19 protein-coding genes and 1 tRNA gene are annotated in these 22,039 nt (G+C 62.1%); 13 read left to right on the forward strand and 7 right to left on the reverse strand.

What is annotated here, in order from left to right:
* Positions 1–101: 101 nt before the first annotated feature.
* The 5 genes from Q5H89_RS00730 to Q5H89_RS00750 all read right to left on the reverse strand — a co-directional run bounded on the left by Q5H89_RS00730 (position 102) and on the right by Q5H89_RS00750 (position 8,565).
* On the reverse strand, positions 102–3,209 hold the full coding sequence (locus Q5H89_RS00730) for an efflux RND transporter permease subunit (RefSeq protein WP_305017368.1): 3,108 nt from the start codon (positions 3,207–3,209) through the stop codon (positions 102–104).
* Positions 3,210–3,339: 130 nt separating this feature from the next.
* Complete coding sequence (locus Q5H89_RS00735) at positions 3,340–4,449, reverse strand: efflux RND transporter periplasmic adaptor subunit (protein WP_305017369.1); 1,110 nt, start codon at positions 4,447–4,449, stop codon at positions 3,340–3,342.
* A 139-nt stretch (positions 4,450–4,588) separates the two neighbouring features.
* Positions 4,589–6,310 carry a TolC family protein gene (locus Q5H89_RS00740; RefSeq protein WP_305017370.1) on the reverse strand — a complete coding sequence of 574 codons (1,722 nt, stop codon included), beginning with the start codon at positions 6,308–6,310 and terminating at the stop codon, positions 4,589–4,591.
* Between the two features lie 118 nt (positions 6,311–6,428).
* On the reverse strand, positions 6,429–7,859 hold the full coding sequence (locus tag Q5H89_RS00745; protein WP_305017371.1) for a sensor histidine kinase: 1,431 nt from the start codon (positions 7,857–7,859) through the stop codon (positions 6,429–6,431).
* Between the two features lie 22 nt (positions 7,860–7,881).
* A complete protein-coding gene (locus tag Q5H89_RS00750; protein ID WP_305017372.1) occupies positions 7,882–8,565 on the reverse strand; it encodes a response regulator in 684 nt (227 codons plus the stop codon).
* A 108-nt stretch (positions 8,566–8,673) separates the two neighbouring features.
* Between Q5H89_RS00750 and Q5H89_RS00755 the strand changes: the two genes are divergently transcribed.
* Positions 8,674–9,342: a DUF4369 domain-containing protein gene (locus Q5H89_RS00755; RefSeq protein WP_305017373.1), complete on the forward strand. Its 669-nt coding sequence runs from the start codon at positions 8,674–8,676 to the stop codon at positions 9,340–9,342.
* Positions 9,343–9,361: 19 nt separating this feature from the next.
* On the opposite strand, the gene Q5H89_RS00760 is transcribed toward Q5H89_RS00755, so the two are convergent.
* Positions 9,362–9,697, reverse strand: a complete 336-nt coding sequence (locus Q5H89_RS00760; RefSeq protein WP_305017374.1) for a tetratricopeptide repeat protein — start codon at positions 9,695–9,697, stop codon at positions 9,362–9,364.
* 149 nt (positions 9,698–9,846) lie between these two features.
* Here Q5H89_RS00760 and Q5H89_RS00765 point away from each other — a divergent pair, with 149 nt between their 5' ends.
* From Q5H89_RS00765 to Q5H89_RS00805, 9 genes are all read left to right on the forward strand, one after another.
* Positions 9,847–10,587 carry an electron transfer flavoprotein subunit beta/FixA family protein gene (locus Q5H89_RS00765; RefSeq protein WP_305017375.1) on the forward strand — a complete coding sequence of 247 codons (741 nt, stop codon included), beginning with the start codon at positions 9,847–9,849 and terminating at the stop codon, positions 10,585–10,587.
* Positions 10,588–10,716: 129 nt separating this feature from the next.
* Positions 10,717–11,694 carry an electron transfer flavoprotein subunit alpha/FixB family protein gene (locus Q5H89_RS00770; RefSeq protein WP_305017376.1) on the forward strand — a complete coding sequence of 326 codons (978 nt, stop codon included), beginning with the start codon at positions 10,717–10,719 and terminating at the stop codon, positions 11,692–11,694.
* 253 nt (positions 11,695–11,947) lie between these two features.
* A complete protein-coding gene (locus Q5H89_RS00775) occupies positions 11,948–12,577 on the forward strand; it encodes a bifunctional nuclease family protein (RefSeq protein WP_305017377.1) in 630 nt (209 codons plus the stop codon).
* Positions 12,578–12,658: 81 nt separating this feature from the next.
* Positions 12,659–13,897: a pyridoxal phosphate-dependent aminotransferase gene (locus Q5H89_RS00780; RefSeq protein WP_305017378.1), complete on the forward strand. Its 1,239-nt coding sequence runs from the start codon at positions 12,659–12,661 to the stop codon at positions 13,895–13,897.
* Between the two features lie 49 nt (positions 13,898–13,946).
* Positions 13,947–14,624, forward strand: coding sequence for a cytochrome b/b6 domain-containing protein (locus tag Q5H89_RS00785; protein WP_305017379.1), 678 nt, complete (start codon positions 13,947–13,949; stop codon positions 14,622–14,624).
* A 64-nt stretch (positions 14,625–14,688) separates the two neighbouring features.
* The gene (locus tag Q5H89_RS00790) at positions 14,689–15,285 is read left to right on the forward strand and encodes a TetR/AcrR family transcriptional regulator (RefSeq protein WP_305017380.1); all 597 of its coding nucleotides are present in this window, start codon (positions 14,689–14,691) and stop codon (positions 15,283–15,285) included.
* A 78-nt stretch (positions 15,286–15,363) separates the two neighbouring features.
* On the forward strand, positions 15,364–16,992 hold the full coding sequence (locus Q5H89_RS00795) for an L-tyrosine/L-tryptophan isonitrile synthase family protein (RefSeq protein ID WP_305017381.1): 1,629 nt from the start codon (positions 15,364–15,366) through the stop codon (positions 16,990–16,992).
* Between the two features lie 81 nt (positions 16,993–17,073).
* On the forward strand, positions 17,074–18,840 hold the full coding sequence (locus Q5H89_RS00800; RefSeq protein ID WP_305017382.1) for a TauD/TfdA family dioxygenase: 1,767 nt from the start codon (positions 17,074–17,076) through the stop codon (positions 18,838–18,840).
* 39 nt (positions 18,841–18,879) lie between these two features.
* Entirely contained in the window at positions 18,880–20,052 is a 1,173-nt protein-coding gene (locus Q5H89_RS00805; RefSeq protein WP_305017383.1) for an NAD(P)/FAD-dependent oxidoreductase, read from the forward strand.
* A gap of 41 nt (positions 20,053–20,093) precedes the next feature.
* On the opposite strand, the gene Q5H89_RS00810 is transcribed toward Q5H89_RS00805, so the two are convergent.
* Entirely contained in the window at positions 20,094–20,441 is a 348-nt protein-coding gene (locus Q5H89_RS00810; RefSeq protein WP_305017384.1) for a hypothetical protein, read from the reverse strand.
* A gap of 136 nt (positions 20,442–20,577) precedes the next feature.
* Here Q5H89_RS00810 and Q5H89_RS00815 point away from each other — a divergent pair.
* From Q5H89_RS00815 to Q5H89_RS00825, 3 genes are all read left to right on the forward strand, one after another.
* Positions 20,578–20,665 (forward strand) — tRNA-Ser (locus tag Q5H89_RS00815).
* 172 nt (positions 20,666–20,837) lie between these two features.
* Positions 20,838–21,248, forward strand: coding sequence for a response regulator (locus tag Q5H89_RS00820; RefSeq protein ID WP_305017385.1), 411 nt, complete (start codon positions 20,838–20,840; stop codon positions 21,246–21,248).
* A gap of 327 nt (positions 21,249–21,575) precedes the next feature.
* Positions 21,576–22,019 (forward strand): hypothetical protein, encoded by a 444-nt coding sequence (locus Q5H89_RS00825; RefSeq protein ID WP_305017386.1) that lies wholly within the window; start codon positions 21,576–21,578, stop codon positions 22,017–22,019.
* Positions 22,020–22,039 lie beyond the last annotated feature (20 nt).

Below are 22,039 nucleotides of genomic sequence, written 5' to 3' on the forward strand. Positions count from 1 at the left end.
TAGAGCCAGATTAGAAACGCATTAGAAAGAGCCGTATGCCCACAAGAAAAGCCCCCGGCCAGCTTGGCCGGGGGCTCCCTAATACCTTCATTTCAACAAACTTACTTGTGGCGTTCGCGCTCTTGCTTGCTGCTGTACACCCATTCGTACACGGCGGGCAAAATAAGTAGCGAAAGCAGCGTAGCCGTGATGAGGCCGCCAATCACGACGATAGCCAGCGGCTTCTGGGTTTCGGAGCCGATGCCGTGGCTCACGGCGGCCGGCAGCAGGCCCAGCGAGGCCATGAGGGCCGTCATCACCACCGGGCGCAGCCGCGAGCGGGCCCCGTCCTTGATGGCCTGCACCAGCGGCATCCCATCGCGCATGTTCTGCCGGAATTTATTGACCAGAATTACGCCGTCCTGCGTGGCTACCCCAAAAAGGGCGATGAAGCCCACGCCGGCCGAGATGGAAAAATTGACCCCGGTGAGCAGCAGCGCCGCAATGCCGCCGATGAGGGCAAACGGCACGTTGAGCAGCACCAGCACCGAATCCAGGGCGTTGCCGAAGGAGATAAACAGGATGAAGAAAATAGCCAGGATGCTGATAGGCACCACGATAGACAGCTGGCGCTGGGCCCGCTCCTGGTTTTCAAACTCGCCGTTCCACTGGGCGCTGTAGCCTTTGGGCAGGGCCACGTTTTTCTTCACCAGGGCCTGGGCCTCGGCAATGGTGCTGCCCATGTCGCGGCCCCGCACCGAAAACTTGATGGCGATGAAGCGCGAGTTGTTTTCGCGGTAGATGAAGGCCGGGCCGGCCACGTTGCCGATGGTCGCGATTTCCTGGAGCTTCACCTTGCCGCCAGCAAGGGTGGGCACGGTGAGGTCGCCGATTTCGTCGGGCGTCGAGCGGTAGGGCTGGTCGTAGCGCAGGCGCAGGTCAAACTTGCGCTCGCCCTCAAACACCTGGCTCACGGCCTTGCCGCCGATGGCCATCTCAATCACGGCGTTGGCGTCGGCAGCATCCACCCCAAACTGGGCCATCTTGTCGGGGTCGAGGGTGATGTGCAGCTCGGGCTGGCCCAGGTTGCGGAAAATGCCGAGGTCTTCAATGCCCTTCACTTTTTTGAGCTGGGCATACACCTCATCGGCCTTTTTATCGAGGAAGTTGAGGTCGTCGCCGGTAATTTTTACAGCCATCGAGCCCTTCACGCCCGATACGGCCTCCTCCACGTTGTCGCTGATGGGCTGCGAGAAGTTGAAATCCACGCCGCGGTAGTGGGCTAGCTTGGCCTGCATCTCGGCAATTAGCTCATCCTTCGTGATTTTCCGCTTCCACTGGTCGGCCGGGTAGAGGTCCACGAAAAACTCCTGGTTGAAGAAGCCCGTGGCATCGGTGCCGTCGTTGGGGCGCCCGGTCTGCGAAATCACGCCGCGCACTTCGGGAAACTGCTCGAAGTCCTGCCGAAACTGCTTGGTGAAGTGGTACGAGTCTTCCAGGCTGATGCTCAGCGGCATCGAAGCCCGCACGTAAATACTGCCCTCGTTAAGGTGCGGCAAAAACTCGGTGCCCACGAAGTGAAACGCCCCGATGCCCAGCGCCAGCGCCACCACCGCGCCACCCATGGCCCGGCGCGGGTTGTTCATCACCTTGTCGAGCAAGGGCGCGTAGTTGCGGTTCAGGAATTCGATGAGCGGGTTATGGCGCTCGCGCACATTTTTCTTCAGCAGGATGCTGGAAAGCACCGGCACCAGCGTGAGGGCCAGCAGCAGCGCTCCCAGCAGCGCAAAGCCCAGCGTGAAGGCCAGCGGCGAAAACAGCTTCCCTTCCACTTTCTGGAACGAGAAAATCGGAATCAAGGCCGTGACAATGATGAGCTTGGACGTGAAGATGGACTTGCCCATCTCGGTGCCCGTGTGCAGAATCTTGCTCAGCTTGGCGCGCTTGTTGAAGTTTTCCATTCCCTCGTGCTCGGCCCAGTGGGCCAGCATCACGAAGAGCCCTTCCACCATCACCACGGCCCCGTCGATGATGATGCCAAAGTCGATGGCGCCGATACTCAACAGGTTGGCCGTCATGCCCTTCCAGCGCATCAGGATGAAGGCGAAGAGCAGGGCTAGCGGAATGACCATGGCCACGGTTACCGTCGTGCGCCAGTCAGCCAGAAAGATGAGCAAGACAATGGTTACCAGGGTTATACCCATTATCACGTTCTCCCCTACCGTGTGCAGGGTGTGCTCGTTCAGTTCGGTGCGGTCGTAGAAGACCTTGATTTTCACGTCGCCGGGCAGCACGGTATTGTTCAGGTAGTCAACCTTTTGCTCCAGCAGCGGCAGCACGGCGCCAGGGTTTTCGCCCTTGCGCATGAGCACGATGCCCTCCACCACGTCGTCGTGGTCGTCGCGGCCCACGATGCCGAGCTGCGGCAGGTTGGAGGTCTGCACGTTGGCGATGTTGCGCACCAGCACCGGCACGCCGTTCACGTTCTTGATGATAATCTTCTCAATATCAGCCACGTTTTTCACGATGCCGATGCCGCGTACCACAAACGCCTGCTGGCCTTCGCGCACGATGTCGCCGCCCACGTTCACGTTGGCGCGTTGCAGGGCCTGGTACACGTCGAGGGCCGTGAGGCCGTACTTGGCAAGCAGCGGGGGCGTCACGGCCACCTCGTAGGTCTTCACCTTGCCACCGAAGCTCACCACGTCGCCCACGCCGGGCACGGCCTTCAGGTTCTTCTCAATCACCCAGTCTTCCAGGGTTTTAAGCTCGGTGGCCGACTTGGTTTTGGAGGTGAGCGTGAAGCGGTAGATTTCGCCGGTGGGGCCGGTGGGCGGCTGCACTTCGGGGTCCACGCCCTCGGGCAGGTTCACGTTGGCCAGCTTCTGGGCCGCCTCCATGCGGGCGTTGAAGTTGTCGGTGCCATCCTCAAACACAATTTTAATGAACGACAGCCCGAAGAGGTTGATGCTGCGAATCACCGTTTTGCGGCTTATCGAGTTCATCTCCGTCTCAATCGGGATGGAGATGAAGCGCTCCACCTCCTCGGCCGAGCGGCCGGGCCACTGCGTGATGATAACGACTTCGGTGTTCGTGACATCGGGGTACGCCTCCACGGGCGTGTAGTAAAAGCTCACCGCGCCCGCCACCACCACCAGGGCAGTAATGAAGAACACGACGTAGGGGTGCCGCAGCGAGAAACCGATGAGGCCTTTGATGAATTTGTTCATGGCTAAGCAGTTGTGGTCGCCCCACCCCCGGCCCCTCCCCTGCGGGAGAGGGGGGCCAATCGTTCGCAACGATGGCTAACGTCAGGCTCCCCTCCCCCGCAGGGGAGGGGCCGGGGGTAGGGCTACGACCTTAATCCGTCAAATCGTTGAAAAGCAGCAGGCTACCCTCGGTCACTACTTGGTCGCCGTTCTTGAGGTCGCCCGTCACGTAGCTGTACTGCGAGGTGGTGCGCACCACTTTCACGGGCACCACGCGGTACTTGCCGGGGCCGTCCTGCTTCACCACGAAGTACTTATCCTGGCTGAAAATCACCGACTTGGGATTGACGGCTAGCCCCTGGCCGGAGTCTTCGAGGTGCAGGCTCACGGTGCAAAACATGTCGGGCTTGAGCAGGCCGTCGGGGTTGGGCAGCTCCACGCGGGCTTGCAGCACGCGGGTATCGGCATCCACCACGTTGGAAATGTTGGTGATGGTGCCCGTAAACTGCTTGTCGGGGTAGGCTAGCGCGCTGATAGTCACCTGCTCCCCTACCTTGACATCCTCCACGTCGGTTTCGTACACGTTCACTAGAATCCAGACCCGGCTCAGGTCGGAGATGGTAAAGAGCGGCGTTGAGTTGTCGGGCCGCAGCTGCATGTTGGGGTTGATGTTGCGGGCCACCACATAGCCGCTCACCGGCGCCTTCACCTGGTACACGGGCTGGGCCGTGCTGCCCGTGCCCGCCCCGTACAGCTTGAGTACCTGCTGGGTACGGTTGAGGGACGACTGCGCCTTGGCTAGCCCCTCCCGCGCCGCAATGAGGTCCTGCTGCGAAGCAAAGTTGGTTTTATAGAGCTGCTCGGTGTTGTCGGCCGTGCGCTTGGCCAGGGCGTAGTCGCTCTTGGCCGCGTTAAAGTCGTTGAGGTAGCCGCTCACGTCGGCGCTCTGCACGGTGGCCAGGGCCTGGCCCTGGCTCACGTGCTGGCCGAGGGCGGCGTTCACGGCCAGCACATTGCCCGATACCACCGGAAACACCTGGTCGACGCGGCGCTGGTCGTAGCTCACCTTGCCCGTAAAGCGCAGGTCCTGGGCCAGGTTGCGGCTCTTCACGGTGTCGGTGCGGTAGGTCGATTCGGTGTCTTTGGTATTAGTGGGCAGCTCGTTTTTCTTGTCACCGCCGCAGGCGGTCAGGCTCACAACCGGGGCCGCCAGCATAGCCGCAACCAGTAAGCGAAAGGGCGTTTTGGGGAAAGACTTCATTGGGAGTGAATAAAGAATAACCAGCCGCCGGTCATTGCGAGCCTGCGAAGCAATCGCACCAGAACGAGCTGTTCGGGTGTCGTACAGGTGCGATTGCTTCGCTGCGCTCGCAATGACCAGCGCTCTTATTCTCAGTTAATTAAAACACTTTGGCGTTGGTGGCGAAGTTGAGTTGCTGCTCGCTTTGCAGCAGGCGGCTGCTGATGTCAATCAGGCCTAGCTGGGCCTCCTTATAGGCCCGGAACTTGTCGATGAAGCTCACCAGGTCGATGAGGCGGCGGTTGTAGTCGGCCACGGCGTCGCGGCTCACGTTGGCGGTGCGGGCCAGGTAATCGGGCGTAATGCTGCGGCGCAGCGCAATGGCGCGTTGCAGCTGCTCGTAGGCCCCGGCCACGTCCTGCTCTACTTGCAGGTGCACGCCGTTCAGGGCGTAGCCCGACTGCTGAATCCCGATTTTAGCCGCCTGAATGTTGCCCTGGTTGCGGTTGAAAACCGGCATATCAATGGCCGTTTGCAGGCCGAAGTAGTGCACGTAGGTGTTGCCCTGGCTGGCGTAGTCGGCGCCTACCATCAGCTTGGGCACGGCCAGCGAGCGCTGCACGGCCAGGTTTTGCTCGGTGTAAGCGGTTTGCTGCGTAGCGGCGCGCAAGTCGGGCCGCAGGGCAAAGGCCTGGGTTTCGAGGTCGGCCAGGGCGGGCACGCTGGCCGGCGCGGCAGGCAGAAACTCGACGCCCTCGGGCGCCACGAACACGCTGCCCGGCGCGGCCAGCAGCACGCGCAGCGTAGCCTGGTCCTGGGTGAGCTGGTTGAGCAAATCGGCGCGGTCGCGCTCCAGGCTCTGCTGCTCCAGCTCTAAGCGTGTTACCTCATACGAGGCCACCACCCCTAGCCGCAGGCGCTCGCGGTAGGCGGCTAGCAGGCGGCCCAGCTGGGTGCGCTCCTGCTCGGTGAAGCTGAGCTTGCGCCGCTCGGCCGCCACGTTGTAGAAGGATTGCACCAGCTGAAAGCGGGCTTGCCGCAGCAGGTCCTCAAACGCCGCCTGCTGCACCGCCACGCCCGTGCGCGACAGCTGCACCAGCTTCGAGCGCCGCCCCGAAATGTCGATAAGCTGCTGAATCTGGGCCACAAAGGTGCCGCCCGTGGGGTTGGCGGGGTCGGTTTGGGTGCCGAGCGGGAAAAACGCCCTGGTGTTTGGATTATAGGCGTTTACCTCCATCTGGAGGTTGGGATTGTCGCGCAGCAGCGCCTGCCGGATGGCCGCATTGGCCACGTCGATGTTAAAATGCTGGGCCAGCAGCTGAAAGTTGGCCTGCATAAAGCGCGCCTGCGCCTGGTCGAGCGTGAGGCGCAGCGTATCGGTGGGCGTGGTGAGGGCCGCCGCGCCGGCCGGGGCACCCACTGCCACCGGATACTGGCTGAAAGCGGTGCCGGTAGCGGCGCCGGCGGCGGCAGTGCCCGCGCCCGGGGTGGCTCCGGCATTTGCGCCGCCAGCAGCCGGGCTAGCCCCGTTGCCGGGGCTCAGGGCTCCGCCGGGGCTGGTAAGCGGCGCGCCGGGCTGGCCAAACGTAGGGGTGGCCGTGGGCTGGCCGGGCAGCTGGGCGGGCGTGGTGCCGCGCTGCTGGCCCGGGGCCTGGCCGGTGGTGGTGGCAGGCGCGGTAGCCGGGGCGGGGGTAGCTGGCAGCGGCGCGCCGGTAGCGGGGCGGGCTACATTGGGCAGCGGCATCTGGGCCCAGCCCGCCAGCGTAGTCAAACTCAGTCCCCCGGCCGTGGCCAGGGTTCGGAAAGCAGATGTTGGGAAGCGCATAACGAGGGCACCGCCGGCCAGCCGCCGCGCCGCAGCAGGCTGCGTGGCGGCTGGCACTAGGCGGTTGTGAAAGGATGCTGCAAAGCTCTCCTACCCACATTAGGCCCTTATTAGAGCTAAATTAAAGACGAATTAGAAAGATGAATTTTTTGAAAAAACTTCCCTTTTTCTCCGCTCACCCCCCAAAATCCGGCCCGCCAAACGTGAGTTCGGCTACCGTGCCCCGGCCCGGCTCCGAGCGCAGCGTGAGCGTGCCGCCGTGCAGCGCCGCAATGCGCTGGGCCAGCGGCAGCCCCACCCCGTGCCCCACCACCCCGCGCACCGCCGCCGACCGGAAAAACGGCTGAAACACCTGCCCCAAGTCATCGGGGGCAATGCCGACGCCGGCATCGGCCACGCGCACCACGCAGCCCCCGCTAGCCTGGCAGCGCAGGCTCAGGAACACCCGCTGGTCGGGGGCCGAGTATTTGAGGGCGTTATCCACGAGGTTGCCCAGTGCCCGCGTTAGCAGGCCGCGGTGCCCCATAACGACGAAGGCAGCCGGGTCGGCGGGCAGCTCGGCCAGGTCACCAAGGTCCACCTGCACCCGCGCGCGCTGGGCGGGGGCCACGCCCTCGCGCACTTCCCACAGCAGCTCGTCGAGGCGCACTTCCTCGGTGAGGGCCACCGAGCCTTCGGCCTGGGCCAGGTCCAGCAGGTTGTTAATCAGTGTTTTGAGCTGCTGCAACTCGCCCAGCACCGAGGCCGCCCCCTCGCGGTAGGCCTCGGGCGAGCGCTCGCGGGCCAGCAGCACCTGTAGTTCGCCGATGCTGGAGGTAAGCGGCGTGCGCAGCTCGTGCGAGGCATTGCGCACAAACGTGCGCTGGCCCTCAAAGCTGGCTTCGAGCCGCTCCAGCAGGCGGTTGAAGGTGCGGGCCAGGCGCGTGAGGTCGTCGCGCTCGCTGGCGCGCAGGCGGCCCTCGTTCACGCGCTGGTGCAGGTCCTGGGCCGTGATGCGGTCTACCTGGTCGTTGAGGGCCGCGATGGGGGCTAGCGCCCGCCCTGCAAAGCCCCGGCCCAGGAAGAAAATCACGCCCAGGCTCACCACAAAAATTACCCCCATAATGGTGGCCAGGCTTTGCAGCCGATGCTTGCCATACACGTTTTCGGCCGCCGCCACAATGATGTAGTCGCCCTGGTTATCCTGGTAAAACAGCCCCACTGCCTGCCGCTGGCCTAGCTGGAAATAATACTCCTTACTGGTGACGATGCGCGCCAGAATGGCATCGGGCAGGCGCACGCGCTCATCCTCGGCCACAAAGCGCACCCGGCCGGTGGCGTCGTAGACCTGCAAAATCTCATTGCTGAGGGCCTGGAGGTATTTTTTCTCGAAGTCCCGGAAGGCGCTGGCCCGCATTTCGTCCTTTTCGAGGTAGATGTAGCCCGTCACCTGCGCCCGCTCGCGCAGCCGCTGCCGAAACTCGCGCTGCGAAGAAGTTACTTGCAGCACAAATACCAGGGCCAGCACCCCAAACAGCAGCACGGCCACCACGCCCACGAATAGCCAGGTCAGGCGGTTGCGAATCGTGACGCGGTACAGAAAGGAATAGCGGGGCGCGGTAAGCATAGCGGGAACGACAGAGCCTTTTCTATTCTTCCCGGAGCACGTAGCCCATACCTACTACGGTATGAATCAGCTTTTTAGCAAACCCCTTATCCACCTTATTGCGCAGGTAGTTCACGTACACATCAATCACGTTGGAGCCCGTGTCGAACGACTCTTCCCAGGTGTGCTCGGCTATTTCGCCCCGGCTCAGCACGCGGCCCTGGTGGCGCAGCAGCAGCTCCAGCAGGTTGAATTCGCGGGCGGTGAGCTTGATGGGCTGGCCGGCGCGCACTACGGTTTTGGCAGCCGTGTCCACCGTCAGGTCGGCTAGGGTCAACTGGTTGCCTTTGGCCGAGCGGCGGTCGCGGCGGCGCGTGAGGGCGCGCACCCGGGCCAGCAGCTCCACAAAGTCGAAGGGCTTCACGAGGTAGTCGTCGGCCCCACCGTCGAAACCCAGCAGCTTGTCCTGGGTGGTGCCCAAGGCCGTGAGCATCAGCACAGGCAGCTCCTGGTCCTGGGCGCGCACGGCTTTCAGCACCTCCAGCCCGCTTTGGCCGGGCAAAATCACGTCCAGAATCAGCAGGTCGAACTCGTGGCCAAGGGCCAGCCGCTGGCCGAAGGTGCCATCGTAGGCCACTTCTACCTCGTAGCCTTCCTCCTCCAGTCCGCGCCGGATGAAGGCCGATACCTTAGGCTCGTCTTCAACCAGTAAAATTTTAGTAGCCATACGCTGCAAAGTAACGGCGCCGGCCACGCTGCTGCGCCGCTTGCCGCGGCATACTATACTACGTACTATTGCCGTTTAGCTATTCCGCTCAGTAACCCTTGTTGCCCCATGAAAAAGCACTTACTTGGCTTTCTGCTACTTGCGCCGGGCCTGGCCAGCGCCCAGCCCAACCCACTTTACGTAGTAAAAGGTCAGGTTGGGCACTTAAACGCGCCGGCCAAAATCTACCTGGTCTACGGCCCGCAGGTGCTGGACTCGGCTGTGCTGAAAAATGGCCAGTTTGAGCTGCGGGGCTCGAATGGCTGGCCGCACTCGGCCGAGCTGGTGCTGGAGCGTCAGGGCCACCTGCGCGAGGGGATGCGCAACGGCATGTACGCCCGCACCTCGCCCGAGCGCCTATCGCTCTTTATTAGCCCCGAGCCGGTGACCGTGGCTAGCCCCGATTCCTTATCAAAAGCCCGTCTCCTAGGCGGCCCGCAGCTCGCGGCCTCGCAGCGGCTAAACGCTGCCTTGCGCCCCTTTGCTGCCCGCTTCAAAACGGCTCATACCAAGGAGGCCTCGGCCGCGCTGGAGGCAGAATACGTGCAAACGGCCCGGGCCTTCATCAAAGCCAACCCTACTGCCTGGGCCAGCCTGGAGCAGCTAGGGCAGCTGCGCATGCTAGAGGCGCCCCGCTACGCGGTGGAAGGCCCGCTTTACGAGGCCTTCAGCCCCGACCTGAAAAGCAGCCCACCCGGCCGCTTCTATGGCAAAGTGCTGGCCGACCTTAAGCGCTAGGGGCTAGCGCCGACGCCGCTTACTCGTCCTCGTAGTCGAGGCCCAGGCAGCTGTTCAAGGCCTGCTGAATTTCGCTGGCGGCGTGCAGCTGGCCAGCCTTTCGGCTTACTATCAAGCCCTTGCGGTATACTTGCTCAGCCTCGTCTTTCTTGCCGAAGCCTTCGAGTAGCTTGCCGGCGTGGTAGTAGGTGCCCACGTAGTCGGGGTGCTCGGCGAGGAGTTTCTCGTAGTATTCCCAGGCACGCAGGGGCTCGCTAGCCCGGTACTCGGTGGCCAGGGCATAAATAGTGAAGGCGTCGGTAGGGTCGGCTTCGTAAAAAGCTAACAACTGTTGTAAGCGGCTGGGGGCAGTCATGGGCAGGAGTTTTAACTATCTTTGGGACGAAATTGCGACCCCCGCGCCGCATTCTGGTTTATCCACAGGTCGAAAGACCTTTTTTGGCTTGGCAACTGTTATGCAAGCCGACTACTTTTGCACTGTCTTCTCACCCTAACCTTGCTTAGATGAAGTTTCTGGTTTGCATCTCTAACGTGCCCGACACGACCACCAAAATCACCTTTACGCCCGATAATAAGGAGTTTAACAAGGCCGGGGTGCAGTTCGTGATTAACCCCTGGGACGAATACGCCCTCACCCGCGCCATCGAGCTGAAAGAAGCCAACGCCGGCAGCACCGTCACGGTGCTCAACGTGGGCGAGGCCGATACGGAGCCCAATATCCGTAAAGCGCTGGCCATTGGCGCCGATGACGCCATCCGGGTAAATGCCGCCCCGACCGATGCCTTCTTCGTGGCCGAGCAGATTGCGGCCATCGCCAAGGAAGGCGGCTACGACGTGATTTTGATGGGCAAGGAAAGCATTGATTACAACGGCTTTCAGGTGCACGGCATGGTGGGCGAGCTGCTCGGCATCCCAACCGTAGCGCCCGCTATGAAGCTGGATATGAGCGGCAACACCGCTACGCTAGAGCGCGAAATCGAAGGTGGCAAGGAAATCGTGCAGGTAAGTGCGCCCTTCGTGGCTTCGTGCCAGCAGCCCATGTGCGAGCCCCGCATCCCCAACATGCGCGGCATTATGACGGCCCGCACCAAGCCCCTAAAAGTAGTGCCCGCCACCGGCGACGCGCCCCGCACCCAGGTAAATGAGTACGCGCTGCCCCCTAAGAAGCAGGGTGTGAAGCTCATCGACGCCGCCAACGCCGGCGAGCTGATTAAGCTGCTGCGCAACGAAGCAAAGGTTATCTAAACACCAATAAAGCCTGTCATTGCGAGGAGGAACGACGAAGCAATCGCATCAAGACGGGCCGTTCAAGTGCGATTGCTTCGTCGTTCCTCCTCGCAAGGACAAACGTTTTTAACTCATAACTCCCAAGAGATGTCAGTTTTAGTAGTAGTTGAATGCGATAAGGGCGAAGTGAAAAAGTCTTCGCTCGAAGTGGCTACCTATGGTGCGCAGCTTGCCGCGCAGCTAGGCACCAGCGCCACGGCCATTGCCGTGGGCGAAGCCACCGACGCCAGCCTTGCCAAGCTCGGCGAGCAGGGCATCGCGAAGGTGCTCTACGACAAGGAGCCGCGCCTGAAAGACTTCGTAAACAATGCGTATACCAAGCTCATTGCCGCAGCGGCTCAGCAAGAGGATGCCAAGGCAATTGTGCTGGCTAACAGCAACATCGGGGCGGCCGTAGGTTCGCGCCTCTCTATTCGGCTGCAGGCCTCGCTAGCCACCAACGTGGTGGAGCTGCCCAAAACCGACGGCGGCCAATTTACGGTGAAGCGCGGGGCCTTCTCGGGCAAGGCGTTTTCGGACGTGGTGCTGAAGGGCGACCGCAAGATTATCGCTGTCAAAAAGAACTCCATCGAAGCCCAGCACGCGGCCGGCAAAACGGCCGAAGTAGTGGCCTTCGCGGCCCAGCTAACGGACACCGACTTTGCCGACGCGCCCAAGCAGGTAGTGATGCAGGACCAGGCCGGCGGCATTCTGCTGCCCGAAGCCTCGCTGGTAGTAAGCGGCGGCCGCGGCATGAAGGGCCCCGAAAACTGGCACCTCATCGAGGACCTGGCCAAGGCACTAGGGGCCGCCACGGCCTGCTCGAAGCCGGTGAGCGATGTAGACTGGCGCCCCCACCACGAGCACGTGGGCCAGACGGGCATCACGGTATCGCCCAACCTGTACATTGCCTGCGGCATTTCGGGCGCCATTCAGCACCTGGCCGGCGTCAACTCGTCGAAAGTGATTGTGGTCATTAATAAGGACCCCGAAGCACCCTTCTTTAAAGCGGCCGACTATGGCATCGTGGGCGACGTGTTTGAGGTGCTGCCCAAGCTGACGGCCGCCGTGAAAGAATTGGGCTAGGCTTGGCACTGGCCTTTAGCCTCTCCCTTTGTAGAACGTCATACTGAGCTTGCTGAAGCATCTTGCCCGAATCGTCAGGTTAGTAGCCTAGCGGCGTGAGCAAGATGCTTCGGCAAGCTCAGCATGACGTTCTTTATTTTTCTGTTTTAGGGTAAATTCCCGGCTTTGAGGCGCGCCGTTCCGGCCATCGTTGCTTAATTTGTCGTACAGAACCTCCGTACCAGTTTCCTGGACTTAACCGTCCCCGCGACCCTTGAAAAAAATTCCCCTCGAAATTCTGGGCCTGTCTTCCTCGCAGTCGCAGTCCGGCTCCTTCGCCCTTATCCTGGGCGAGAAGCACGGCAATCGCCGCCTGCCGATTATCATCGGTATGTTTGAGGCCCAGAGCATCGCCATCCAGATTGAAAAAATCAGCCCCAACCGGCCCCTCACGCACGACTTGTTCAAGGCCTTTGCCGAGCACGTACATGTTACTATTATTGAAGTAGTTATCTCCGACCTAAAGGAAGGCGTATTTTACTCGCGCATCGTGTGTTCCGACGGGGCCACCACGTTTGAGATTGATGCCCGGCCTTCCGATGCCATTGCCATTGGCCTGCGTTTTGGGGTGCCCATTTTCACGGTTGAAAGCGTGCTTAGCGAAGCCGGCATCATCCTCTCGGACCTCGACGAGGCTAGCGAAGATGAGGATGAGGACGACACCGACGAGGATGAGGACGATGACGACAACCCGCGCCCGGCGCCCCAGCCGGCCGAGCCCCGCGAACCCAGCGGGCAGGTTTCGCTCGATGAGCTGACCAAAATGCTGGCGCAGGCGGTGGAAAAAGAAGACTACGAAAAAGCGGCCAAAATTCGGGACGAATTGGACAAGCGCAACAGCTAAACCTACTGCTTCTGGAAAAGTCCCGGCCGATATTTCGGCTGGGACTTTTTCTTAGCTATTTTCTGCAACCAGCTATAAATTATGTCGTTATCCGTATCGCAGCGTGGGCAGGAGATGCCCGTTTCACCGTTTCGCAAGCTGGCCCCTTTTGCGGAGGCGGCCAAGGCGCGGGGGCGCCAGGTATACCACCTCAACATTGGCCAGCCCGACATTGCCACCCCGCCCAGCATGTTTGAGGCGGTGCGCCAGGCCGACATCCGGGTGCTGGCCTACAGCCACGGCGCGGGCACCGACAGCTACCGCCAGAAGCTGACGGCCTACTACCACCGCGCGGGCATTGAGGTGAACATGGAGGAGATACTGGTGACGACGGCCGGCAGCGAAGCTATTCTGTTTGCGCTGCTCACCTGCCTCAACCCCGGTGATGAGCTAGTGATACCGGAGCCGTTTTATGGCACCTACACGGCCTTTGCCATTGCGGCGGGCGTGAAAATAGTGACCGTGACGGCCACCATCGACGATGGCTTTGCCCTGCCCCCACTGGCTGATTTTGAAGCCGTTATCACGCCCCGCACCAAGGCCATTCTGCTGTGCAACCCCAGCAACCCGACCGGCCACGTGTACACCCGGCGCGAGCTGGATGACCTGCTAGCCCTCTGCCAGCGCCACCAGCTGTACCTGCTTTCGGATGAGGCCTACCGCGAGTATTGTTACGATGGTGCCCGCTCTATCAGTGCGCTTAACCTGGCCGGCGGGGAAGAATACGTGGTGGTGCTCGATACCATTTCGAAACGCTACAGCGCCTGCGGAGCGCGGGTAGGCTCGCTCGTGACGCGCAACAAAGAAGTGTTTCAAGCGGCGTTCCACTTTGCCCAAATGCGCATTAGTCCGCCCGGCCTGGGTATGCTGCTGGGCGAAGCCGCCGTGGCCCTGCCCGAAAGCTATTTCGACGAAAACCGCGCCGAGTACCAGGCCCGGCGCGACCTCGCCGTGCGCCGGCTGCAAGCCATGCCGGGCGTGCAGTGCCCGGTGCCAGGCGGCGCCTTCTACGTGATGGCCCACCTGCCCGTAGACGATGCCGAGCGCTTTGGCGAGTGGCTGCTCACGGATTTTGAGTACGAAAACCAAACGCTGATGCTCTCGCCGGCCAATGGCTTTTACCAGACTCCCGACCTGGGCCGCCAGCAGGTGCGGCTAGCCTACATCCTGAACCTGCACGACCTCGACGCGGCCCTCACCTGCCTGGAGCACGCGCTGCTAGCCTACCCCGGCCGCACGCTGGCCCCAGTGCTGGAGGCCGCGGAAACGGCAACCCGGTAACCTCGGTCAGTAGTCTTGCGTCTGTAGACTGCACTTTAATTTCTTTTTAATGCAAGCCCAGACCGTACCGCCCGCTACTGCTACCCACGACTACTCGGTGCCCATGCGCATTTGGCACTGGGTAAATGCTGCCCTGGTATCAGGCCAACTACTTACCATTCTGTTTCAGAAGGTTATCGTGAACGCCAAGCACGCGGTGCCCGAGTTTCAGCAGGCCATCAGCAAGGGGGGCGGCACGATTACCGAGCAGCAGGGGCGGGCCGTAGCGCACGTTATCAGCGAGCGCATTTGGCAGTGGCACATTTGGATGGGCGTGGCGCTGGCAGCCTTTTGGCTGTTTTGGACGGTGATGCAGGCCCTCGACCCGGCCGGCCGGCGCTTTGGCGCGCGCCTCATGGCCGCCGCCCGGCGCTACAAGCTGGCCGCCCCGGCCGAGCACGCCGACGCCCGCCACGTGCTGCTGGCCAAGCTCACTTACGCGGCATTCTACTTGTTTATTACGATAATGGTGGTGACGGGGCTAGCCCTGGTTTTTGCCGACAGCGTGCCGTTTTTGCACAGTATCGAGCACACCGCTGAGGAGATTCACAACGTGACGATGTACTTGATAATCGGCTACATTGTGCTGCATGTGGTGGGCGTGGTGTGGGCCGACATCAACGACGACCGCGGTTTGGTATCGCGCATGGTGAGCGGCGAAGACCCGCGCACGCCCGACAACGTATAACAAACAGTTGTTAGCCGGTGCGGCGGCGGGTAACTTTGCTACACTAGCCCCTCCTTCCCCACCCATGCTCAAAACGAAGAAATCGGCCAAGCGCGAGCTTATTCTGGCCGAAGCTGCCAAGCTATTTAAAGACCGGGGCTACAGCGGCACCTCCATGCGCGACCTGGCCGGGCAGGTGGGCATGGAAGCGGCGAGCATGTACAACCACATCAAGTCGAAAGATGAGCTGCTGGATACCATCTGCTTCCGGATTTCGGACACGTACATCTCGCAGCTGCACGACATAGAGCACACGGCTAGCCCCTACAGCGATAAGATAAAGGCGCTGGTACGCCTGCACATCCGGCTGATGGTGGAGGATGGCGCGGCCGTATCGGTGGCCAACCACGACTGGAAATACCTGCCCGAGCCGCGCCTCACCGAGTTTAAGCAGGCCCGCAAAACCTACGAGCGCGGCTTCGCGGCCCTCATCGAGGCCGGCATCGCGGCGGGTGAGTTTCGGCCGGTAAATGCCTCGGTGGCGCTGTTCACGGTGCTGTCGGCGGTGCGCTGGGTCGAGCTGTGGTACCGGCCGGGCCGCGGCCTCACGGCCCAGGAGCTGGAGAATAATATTATCACGGTGCTGCTGGGCGGGCTCGAGCAAACCCACCCGGCAGGGTAGCTTTGTAGCTCATCTGTTGAGGAGTTTGCGCGACTAGGAGGCTAGCCGTGGCGGCCTCATCGGCCTAAGCTGGCACTCATGTCGTCTTCCTCTTCTTTATCGGCGGCCGGCGCCCTGGCCACTCGCCGCACGCTACTCGATATCGGCCTGCATCTATTCGAACACCAAGGCTTTAGCCAGGTAAGCGTGGTTGATATTGCGGCGGCCAGCCAGGAGCCGCTGAGCGAGGTGTACCGCTATTTCGGCTCGAAAAACGACTTCGTGCTCGGCCTCTACCAGCGCGTGCACGACGAACTGGAGGCGCACGTGCAGGACTTGAGCGCCGGCCCGCTGGCGCTGCGCTTTCAGGAGCTTGTGCTGCTAAAGCTGCGCCTGCTGGAGCCGCATCGCCGCACGCTGCGCGCCCTCCTGGCCACCCTGCTCGATGAGGAAGCCCCCGCCGGCGTGCTCAGCCCGGAGACCGAAAATATTCGCCTGCGCGGGCTAGCCCTGTTTGAGGCCGTGGTGGCCGGCGCTACCGATGCGCCGCCCGCCGCCGTGCAGCCGCAGCTGGTGCAAACCCTGTACGCCGCCCACTGGGCCGTGCTGGGCCTGCGCTTCCTCGACCGCTCGGCCGGGGGGCAGGCCACCCGCGATGCCCTGGAACTGGTGGCGGCCGGCCTGGCGCTGGCCACGCCGCAGCTCGATTCGCTGTTTGCCCCTAGTCTGCTGGGGCAGGTGGGCGCCGTGGTGGGGCAGTTTATTCGGGTAGCGCCGGGGGTCGATTTTGACGTGGCGCGCCGGGTGCTCAAGCTCATTTTGCTGCACCGCAAGGTGCTGGCCGAGGGGCACGAAAGCTGCGCCACCGCGCCGTGCGCGCAGTGCCTGGCGCTGCACTTGCCCAAGCTGCAATACTTTATCAGCCAGGGCTTGCCGGTGCAGATGATTTTGCCGGCCTTCCCGGCTAAGTCGCCCAACCGCCAGAAGGTGCTGGGCGAGCTGCCCGACCTGGGCGAAGAAATTGCGCTCACGTTTTTGCAAAGTCTGTGCGACGACATCCGGCAGGTGTACGCGCCGGGCGCGCAACTCATCATCTGCGCCGACGGCCGCATTTTTGCCGACCTCGTGCAGGTGAGCGATGCCCAGGTATCGGCCTACAACGACGTGCTGAAGGAGCTGATTGCCCGGCTCGACACCCGCGATTTGTCGGTGGTCAACCTCGAAGACTTGCTGGCCACTACCTCGTTTGATGAGGCCCGCGCCGCCATCACGGCCGAGTATGGCGAGCCGCTGGCCGAGCTGCAGGCCCGGGTGCGCGCCGCGCCGCACCACCAAGCCATGTTCAATGGCATTCACCGCTTTATGGTAGAAGACGGCCTGGTGCTAGCCCCCGAAAAAAGCAAAAATCGGGTGAAGGAGGAAAGCAAGGCCGTGGCCTACGAGGTAATTCGGCGCAGCAATGCCTGGACGCGGCTGCTGGCCCAGGAGTTTCCGCACGCGCTGCGCCTGAGCATTCATCCGCAGCACCCGCACGCCGACAAGATTGGTCTACGCATCACGCGCGCCACCGACGACTGGCTCACGCCCTGGCACGGCGTGGTGCTGCTGCGCGACAACGACTACGTGCTCATGAAGCGCCAGCAGGCCGAGGCACTAGGGGCCACGCTGGTCGAAAAGGACGGCCGCCCGAGCCATTTCGTGGCTAAGCCGGATTCTTATACCAACTAGTCTGAATTCTCAACTGTTAGCCTCACGCCGCAGCATCACCTTTGCGGGCGTCGCCCGGTGCTCACTTGTACTTCCCTGCTCATGCCCACTTATACCCTCGAACCGCAATCTCCCTTCGGCCTGCTGGTGCGGGCTACGGCGCCCGGCCACACCCTGGCCAGCTTTCCGGCGGCCCAGATAATGGACTGGGTGCGCACGCACCGCATTCTCATTTTCCGGGGCTTTGAGCTGTTCGACAAAACGGGCTTTGCCCTGTATGCCCAAACGCTGGGCGAGCCGCTGCAATGGCCTTTCGGCGCCATCAACGAGCTGAAGGTCAAGCCCGATGCCAAGAACTATCTCTACACCCCCAGCGCCGTGCCGCTGCACTGGGATGGCGCTTTCGTGGGCAAAATTCCCTATCTCATCTTTTTTCAGTGCCTGAAAGCGCCCCGGCCCGAGGACCGCGGCGGCACCACCTTTGCCGACACCACCCGGGCGCTGGCCCGGGCCGGGGCCAGCCAGCGCCAGCGCTGGGAGGATGCCACGCTACGCTACAGCACCGAGAAAGTGGTGCACTACGGCGGCTCTATCACCCAGCGGCTGGTGCAGCCGCACCCCGTCACGGGCGAAACCACTATCCGCTTTGCCGAGCCCGTAAACGACCTCAACCCGGTGCGCGTGGAGGTGCTCGGCGCCTCGCCCAGCGAGGAAAGCGCGCTTGTTGCGGAGCTGCAGGCGGCGCTCTACGAGCCGGAGGTATTCTACGTGCACACCTGGGCCGACAACGACATTGTGCTGGCCGACAACCACGCGCTACTGCACGGCCGCGACGCCTTCCTAAACCCCAATGAGCGTCATATTCAACGCATTAACGTGCTGGCCCGGCCCACGCACGGCAAGTTGCAGCGCTTTTTAAGGAACAGCAAAATCCTGCGGCGCCCCGAGTTTTTGCCGGCCGAGATTCCGATTTTTTTCATTCCCATTCTGCTCAGCGCCGAGGATTTCAGCTTCCTCAAAACGCCCGAGCTGTACGTGGGGCTAGCCGGCATTTACCTGCTCTTCAACTTCGGCGACATGGTGAACACCTACGCCGACCGCCGCGTGGATGCCGTGTATAAGAGCCACCTGTCCAACGCCATTTTTGAGCTTGGCGACCAGGGCGTGCGCTGGCAGATGCGGGCTTCGGTGGCGGGCACGGTGCTCATCAGCGTGTGGCTCACGCGCCACACCGGGCGCTGGCAGTTTGTGCCGCTCACGGTGATTGGCTGGGCGCTGGGCTTTCAGTATTCGTGGCAGCCGCTGCACCTCAAGTCGCGCGGGGTGTGGCAGCTGGCGGCGCTGTGGGCCGTTATTTTCTTCGGGCCGATGGCCTACACGAGCAGCCTCGTCACGCGCTTTCCGCGGCCGGCCGTGCTCACGCTGGCCGCCGCCTACGGCCTGCTGCAAGTAGGCGTGCTGATGCTCAACAACGCCGAAGACTACACCGAAGACCGCGCCGCCGGGCTGCACACGGCCATTGTGGCGCTGGGCCTGCACCGCAGCATGCGCGTGGCCCAGGCCCTGACGGGCGGCGCCGGCCTGCTGGCCCTGGGCAGCTTCGGGTACTTGTTCAAGGCCGAAAAGCTACCCAAAACCGCCTACCTGGCGCTGCTGCCCCTAGCCGGCGCCGTGGGCTACATTGCCCGGGGCTACGAAGCTGTCAACCAGCAAATTGCCGGCAAAAACGAGGCCGACGCCACGGCCATCATCAAAGAAAGCGGCCGGCTCATACCCAAGTGGCTCATGGCCACGGCCTATACGAGCCTGCTGGCGGCGGGAGTACTGTTTGGGGCGCGGGTGCTGCGGGCAAAAAAATCGGTTGCTTAGCTTGATTTTCAGCTTATTACACGTTATTTTCCTACGCTCATGCTCTCCCCTACCAGCCCGGCCCCGGCCGACACGTCGGCCAGCCTCTACGACTGCGCCATTATTGGCGGGGGCGTGGCGGGCCTTACGCTGGCCCTGCAACTGGCGCAAAGCGGCAAGCAGGTGGTGCTGTTTGAGAAGGAAACCTACCCTTTTCACCGGGTGTGCGGCGAGTATATCTCGATGGAAAACTACGATTTTCTGTGCCGCATTGGGGTGCCGCTGGCCGGGATGGACTTGCCGCGCATGACGCGCTTCACCGTGTCGTCGCCGAGCGGGGTGGCCCTGCACCACCCGCTCGATATTGGCGGCCTGGGCATTACGCGCTACGTGCTCGACCAGCTGCTGGCCCGGCTAGCCACCCGGCACGGCGCCACCATCCGGGAAGGCACCCGGGTAACGGATGTGGTTTTTGCCGACGACCAGTTTGCCCTTACCACGGCTAGCGGGGCCACCTACCGGGCGCGCCTGGCGTGCGGCGCCTGGGGCAAGCACGCCAACCTCGACAGCAAGCTGCACCGCCCGTTTCTGGAGCCTAGCCGGCACGCCCGCCAGTTTGTGGCCGTGAAGCGCCACCTGGAAGGTATTAATTTTCCGGAAGCTACCGTGGAAATGCACAATTTCAGGGACGGCTACTGCGGGCTGTCGCCGGTGGCGGGCGGCCTCACCAATTGCAGCTACATCTCGGATGTGCGCAACCTGCGCGCCCACGGCAATAGCGTGGCCGAGATGGAGCGCCAAGTGCTGATGCAGAACCCGCTGCTGCGCCCCTACCTGGAGGCGGCGCAGCGCCAGGGCACGCCGCCCATCGTCATTTCGCAGATAACGTTTCGGGAGCGCTCGACCGTGGACAACCACGTGCTGATGCTAGGCGACGCGGCCGGCACCATCGCCCCCCTAGCCGGCAATGGCATGAGCATGGGCATGAACGCCAGCTACTTGCTGCACGGCCTGCTCTTGGAATTCCTGGACGGCCGTCTCGCGCGCGCCGAGCTGGAGCAGCGCTACACCCGCGCCTGGCGCCGCCTGCTGAGCCTGCGCATCACGGCGGGCCGCCTCATTCACCAGGTTTTTGGGTCGCCGCAGCTCACCACAGCCGGCATTCGGGTGCTGAAGCGCGTGCCATTCATGACCGATTTTATTCTGAGCCTCACCCACGGCCAGCCCTACTGAAAAGCGGCTTCCCTGCCCAGGAAGCGCGCTTTTTAGTAGCCTTACCCGCGCCGCTTGCGCCCCCGAAAGATGCTACGGGTGGGCTGGGCGCCGGTTTGGGCCTGGTTGGCGCGGGGCTGGTCATTGCGCCCGGTACCATTATCGATGTCTCGCTTGGGCACGCCATTAGGAAACGTGCCATCAGTAGTTCCGCCCAGATGCTTGTCGGTGTAGCCCCTGGGGTAAGCGGGTACCGCAGCAGGCGGCAGCGTCGTACCAGGCTGGCCCGTCTCGGCTACATTGCCCGACTGGGGCACGGCTGACGTAGTGGATGCCCGGGGCACCTGCGCGGCAGCGGGGCAGGCAGCGGCGAAGGTTAACAGCGAGGAGAGCAGCAGAAAATTACGCATGAGTAGCAGCCGGCCGCACAAAGAGGGGCTAGCTGCTGGCTTGTACGATGAAACAGCAAAATAGTCCTCTGCGAGCCAGGCCGGCGAGCAGAAGCAAATAAAACCGGCCTTTCTGCCTATCTTTGCATCCCCATTCAGAGAGGTGTCCGAGTGGTCGAAGGAGCACGCCTGGAAAGTGTGTATAGCCCAAAAGGTTATCGTGGGTTCGAATCCCATCCTCTCTGCTAAAAAGGCCCCTGGCGCATTGCCAGGGGCCTTTTTGTGTCTCAGAAGACGGTTTTAGGGACAGCGCCTAACCAAAGGTTTACTAGGCTTCACCTTCTCATCGGCGCAAAAGCCAGCAGGGTCTCGGTAGCTTTGCACGCTTTCGTACCAGCGCTGGCGTAAGTTTACGGCATGGAAAAGCTCCCGTTTATTTTGCTTGTAGACGACGAGCCGGCTACTAATTACGCCAATGAGCGCCTGCTCTACCAGCTTGGGGTAGCGGAAGAAGTGCTTTCGGTAACTGAGGGTGAAGAAGCCCTTTTACTACTTTCCCGTGACCCTCCCATTCAGCCCACGCTCCTGCTGCTGGATGTGAATATGCCCGGCCTGGATGGTATCGCGTTTGTGGAAGCGTTCCAGCGGTTGCCGGCCTCTCAACAGGCTGCCACGCGCATTGTGCTGCTTACGGGCGGCATGGCGTCGCACGACCTGCTTCGTCTTAATGAGCTACCTATTGCCGGCCTGGTACTTAAGCCGCTCACGCGTGAGAAAATTGATGCCCTACTACAGCTACACTTCCAGCGGCAATTACCCGATGCGTAAGGCGGGGCTGCTAGTGGTAAGTAGCGCTGCTTGAGCAGTGGCTCAGCCGGGGTTAACTGCCAGTAGTAAATAGCAGCTTTAATGTGCGCTATGCAAAATGCGTTTTTAGCACGCCTCCTGGCTCTTTAAAGTCATGTTGACCCAGCAGAATTAGCTGCTGCCAAAAAGGAAAGGCTGGGAGCACCGTGCTCAAGCACCCAGTAGAGCTACCCCATAGGCGAGAGCCGGCAGCAAAAATAGAAGGCTATGAGCGCAAGGTGGCAGGCCGGCGTTTTGCCAGTATGGTTGGTACTAGCTAGCTTAGTAGCAGCTAAACCTGCTGCGATTATGCCTAAGCCCGACCGTAAGCCTGACCCCGACTTTGAGCCCGATTACGATACGCCCGACGCCGACTATGATGAGCTGGGCCAAGACCGCGAACACGAAGTAGCCGACCCCGACTACGAGCTGGCGGCCGACCCCGATTATGAGGAAGGCGCGCAGGCCGACTACGAGCCCGGAGCTGACCCCGACTACGACGAGGCCCCGCAGCTGGAGCTTGTAGCCGCTACGCCCGCACCGGGGCACCTAGTGCGGGCCACTTCCGGGTTTGCGTTCGAGCTGGGCCGGCCGGTAGTGCCCGCTACCCAGCAGCAGGCGCACCCTATCGTGTGGCGCGGGTTGCTCAAGGAGCGCCACCCGCAGACTGGGCTGGTGCAGCGGGTGCCAGTGTACCGGCTGGCTGATGGGTATTGGGACTGCTATCGCGAGGAGGAATTACAAGTAGCCTGATAAAAAAGCCCTGGCCTTGC

It is taken from the genome of Hymenobacter cheonanensis, from assembly GCF_030581075.1.
Classification (GTDB): Bacteria; Bacteroidota; Bacteroidia; order Cytophagales; family Hymenobacteraceae; genus Hymenobacter.

What these genes read in the sequence shown, in the direction of transcription:
- Q5H89_RS00780 (WP_305017378.1), top strand. Translation starts at nt 12,659, where the DNA reads ATGTCGTTATCCGTATCGCAGCGTGGGCAGGAGATGCCCGTTTCACCG.
- Q5H89_RS00810 (WP_305017384.1), bottom strand. Translation starts at nt 20,441, where the DNA reads ATGCGTAATTTTCTGCTGCTCTCCTCGCTGTTAACCTTCGCCGCTGCC.
- Q5H89_RS00765 (WP_305017375.1), top strand. Translation starts at nt 9,847, where the DNA reads ATGAAGTTTCTGGTTTGCATCTCTAACGTGCCCGACACGACCACCAAA.
- Q5H89_RS00770 (WP_305017376.1), top strand. Translation starts at nt 10,717, where the DNA reads ATGTCAGTTTTAGTAGTAGTTGAATGCGATAAGGGCGAAGTGAAAAAG.
- Q5H89_RS00805 (WP_305017383.1), top strand. Translation starts at nt 18,880, where the DNA reads ATGCTCTCCCCTACCAGCCCGGCCCCGGCCGACACGTCGGCCAGCCTC.
- Q5H89_RS00745 (WP_305017371.1), bottom strand. Translation starts at nt 7,859, where the DNA reads ATGCTTACCGCGCCCCGCTATTCCTTTCTGTACCGCGTCACGATTCGC.
- Q5H89_RS00730 (WP_305017368.1), bottom strand. Translation starts at nt 3,209, where the DNA reads ATGAACAAATTCATCAAAGGCCTCATCGGTTTCTCGCTGCGGCACCCC.
- Q5H89_RS00800 (WP_305017382.1), top strand. Translation starts at nt 17,074, where the DNA reads ATGCCCACTTATACCCTCGAACCGCAATCTCCCTTCGGCCTGCTGGTG.
- Q5H89_RS00820 (WP_305017385.1), top strand. Translation starts at nt 20,838, where the DNA reads ATGGAAAAGCTCCCGTTTATTTTGCTTGTAGACGACGAGCCGGCTACT.
- Q5H89_RS00755 (WP_305017373.1), top strand. Translation starts at nt 8,674, where the DNA reads ATGAAAAAGCACTTACTTGGCTTTCTGCTACTTGCGCCGGGCCTGGCC.
- Q5H89_RS00790 (WP_305017380.1), top strand. Translation starts at nt 14,689, where the DNA reads ATGCTCAAAACGAAGAAATCGGCCAAGCGCGAGCTTATTCTGGCCGAA.
- Q5H89_RS00795 (WP_305017381.1), top strand. Translation starts at nt 15,364, where the DNA reads ATGTCGTCTTCCTCTTCTTTATCGGCGGCCGGCGCCCTGGCCACTCGC.
- Q5H89_RS00785 (WP_305017379.1), top strand. Translation starts at nt 13,947, where the DNA reads ATGCAAGCCCAGACCGTACCGCCCGCTACTGCTACCCACGACTACTCG.
- Q5H89_RS00825 (WP_305017386.1), top strand. Translation starts at nt 21,576, where the DNA reads ATGCCTAAGCCCGACCGTAAGCCTGACCCCGACTTTGAGCCCGATTAC.
- Q5H89_RS00750 (WP_305017372.1), bottom strand. Translation starts at nt 8,565, where the DNA reads ATGGCTACTAAAATTTTACTGGTTGAAGACGAGCCTAAGGTATCGGCC.
- Q5H89_RS00760 (WP_305017374.1), bottom strand. Translation starts at nt 9,697, where the DNA reads ATGACTGCCCCCAGCCGCTTACAACAGTTGTTAGCTTTTTACGAAGCC.
- Q5H89_RS00735 (WP_305017369.1), bottom strand. Translation starts at nt 4,449, where the DNA reads ATGAAGTCTTTCCCCAAAACGCCCTTTCGCTTACTGGTTGCGGCTATG.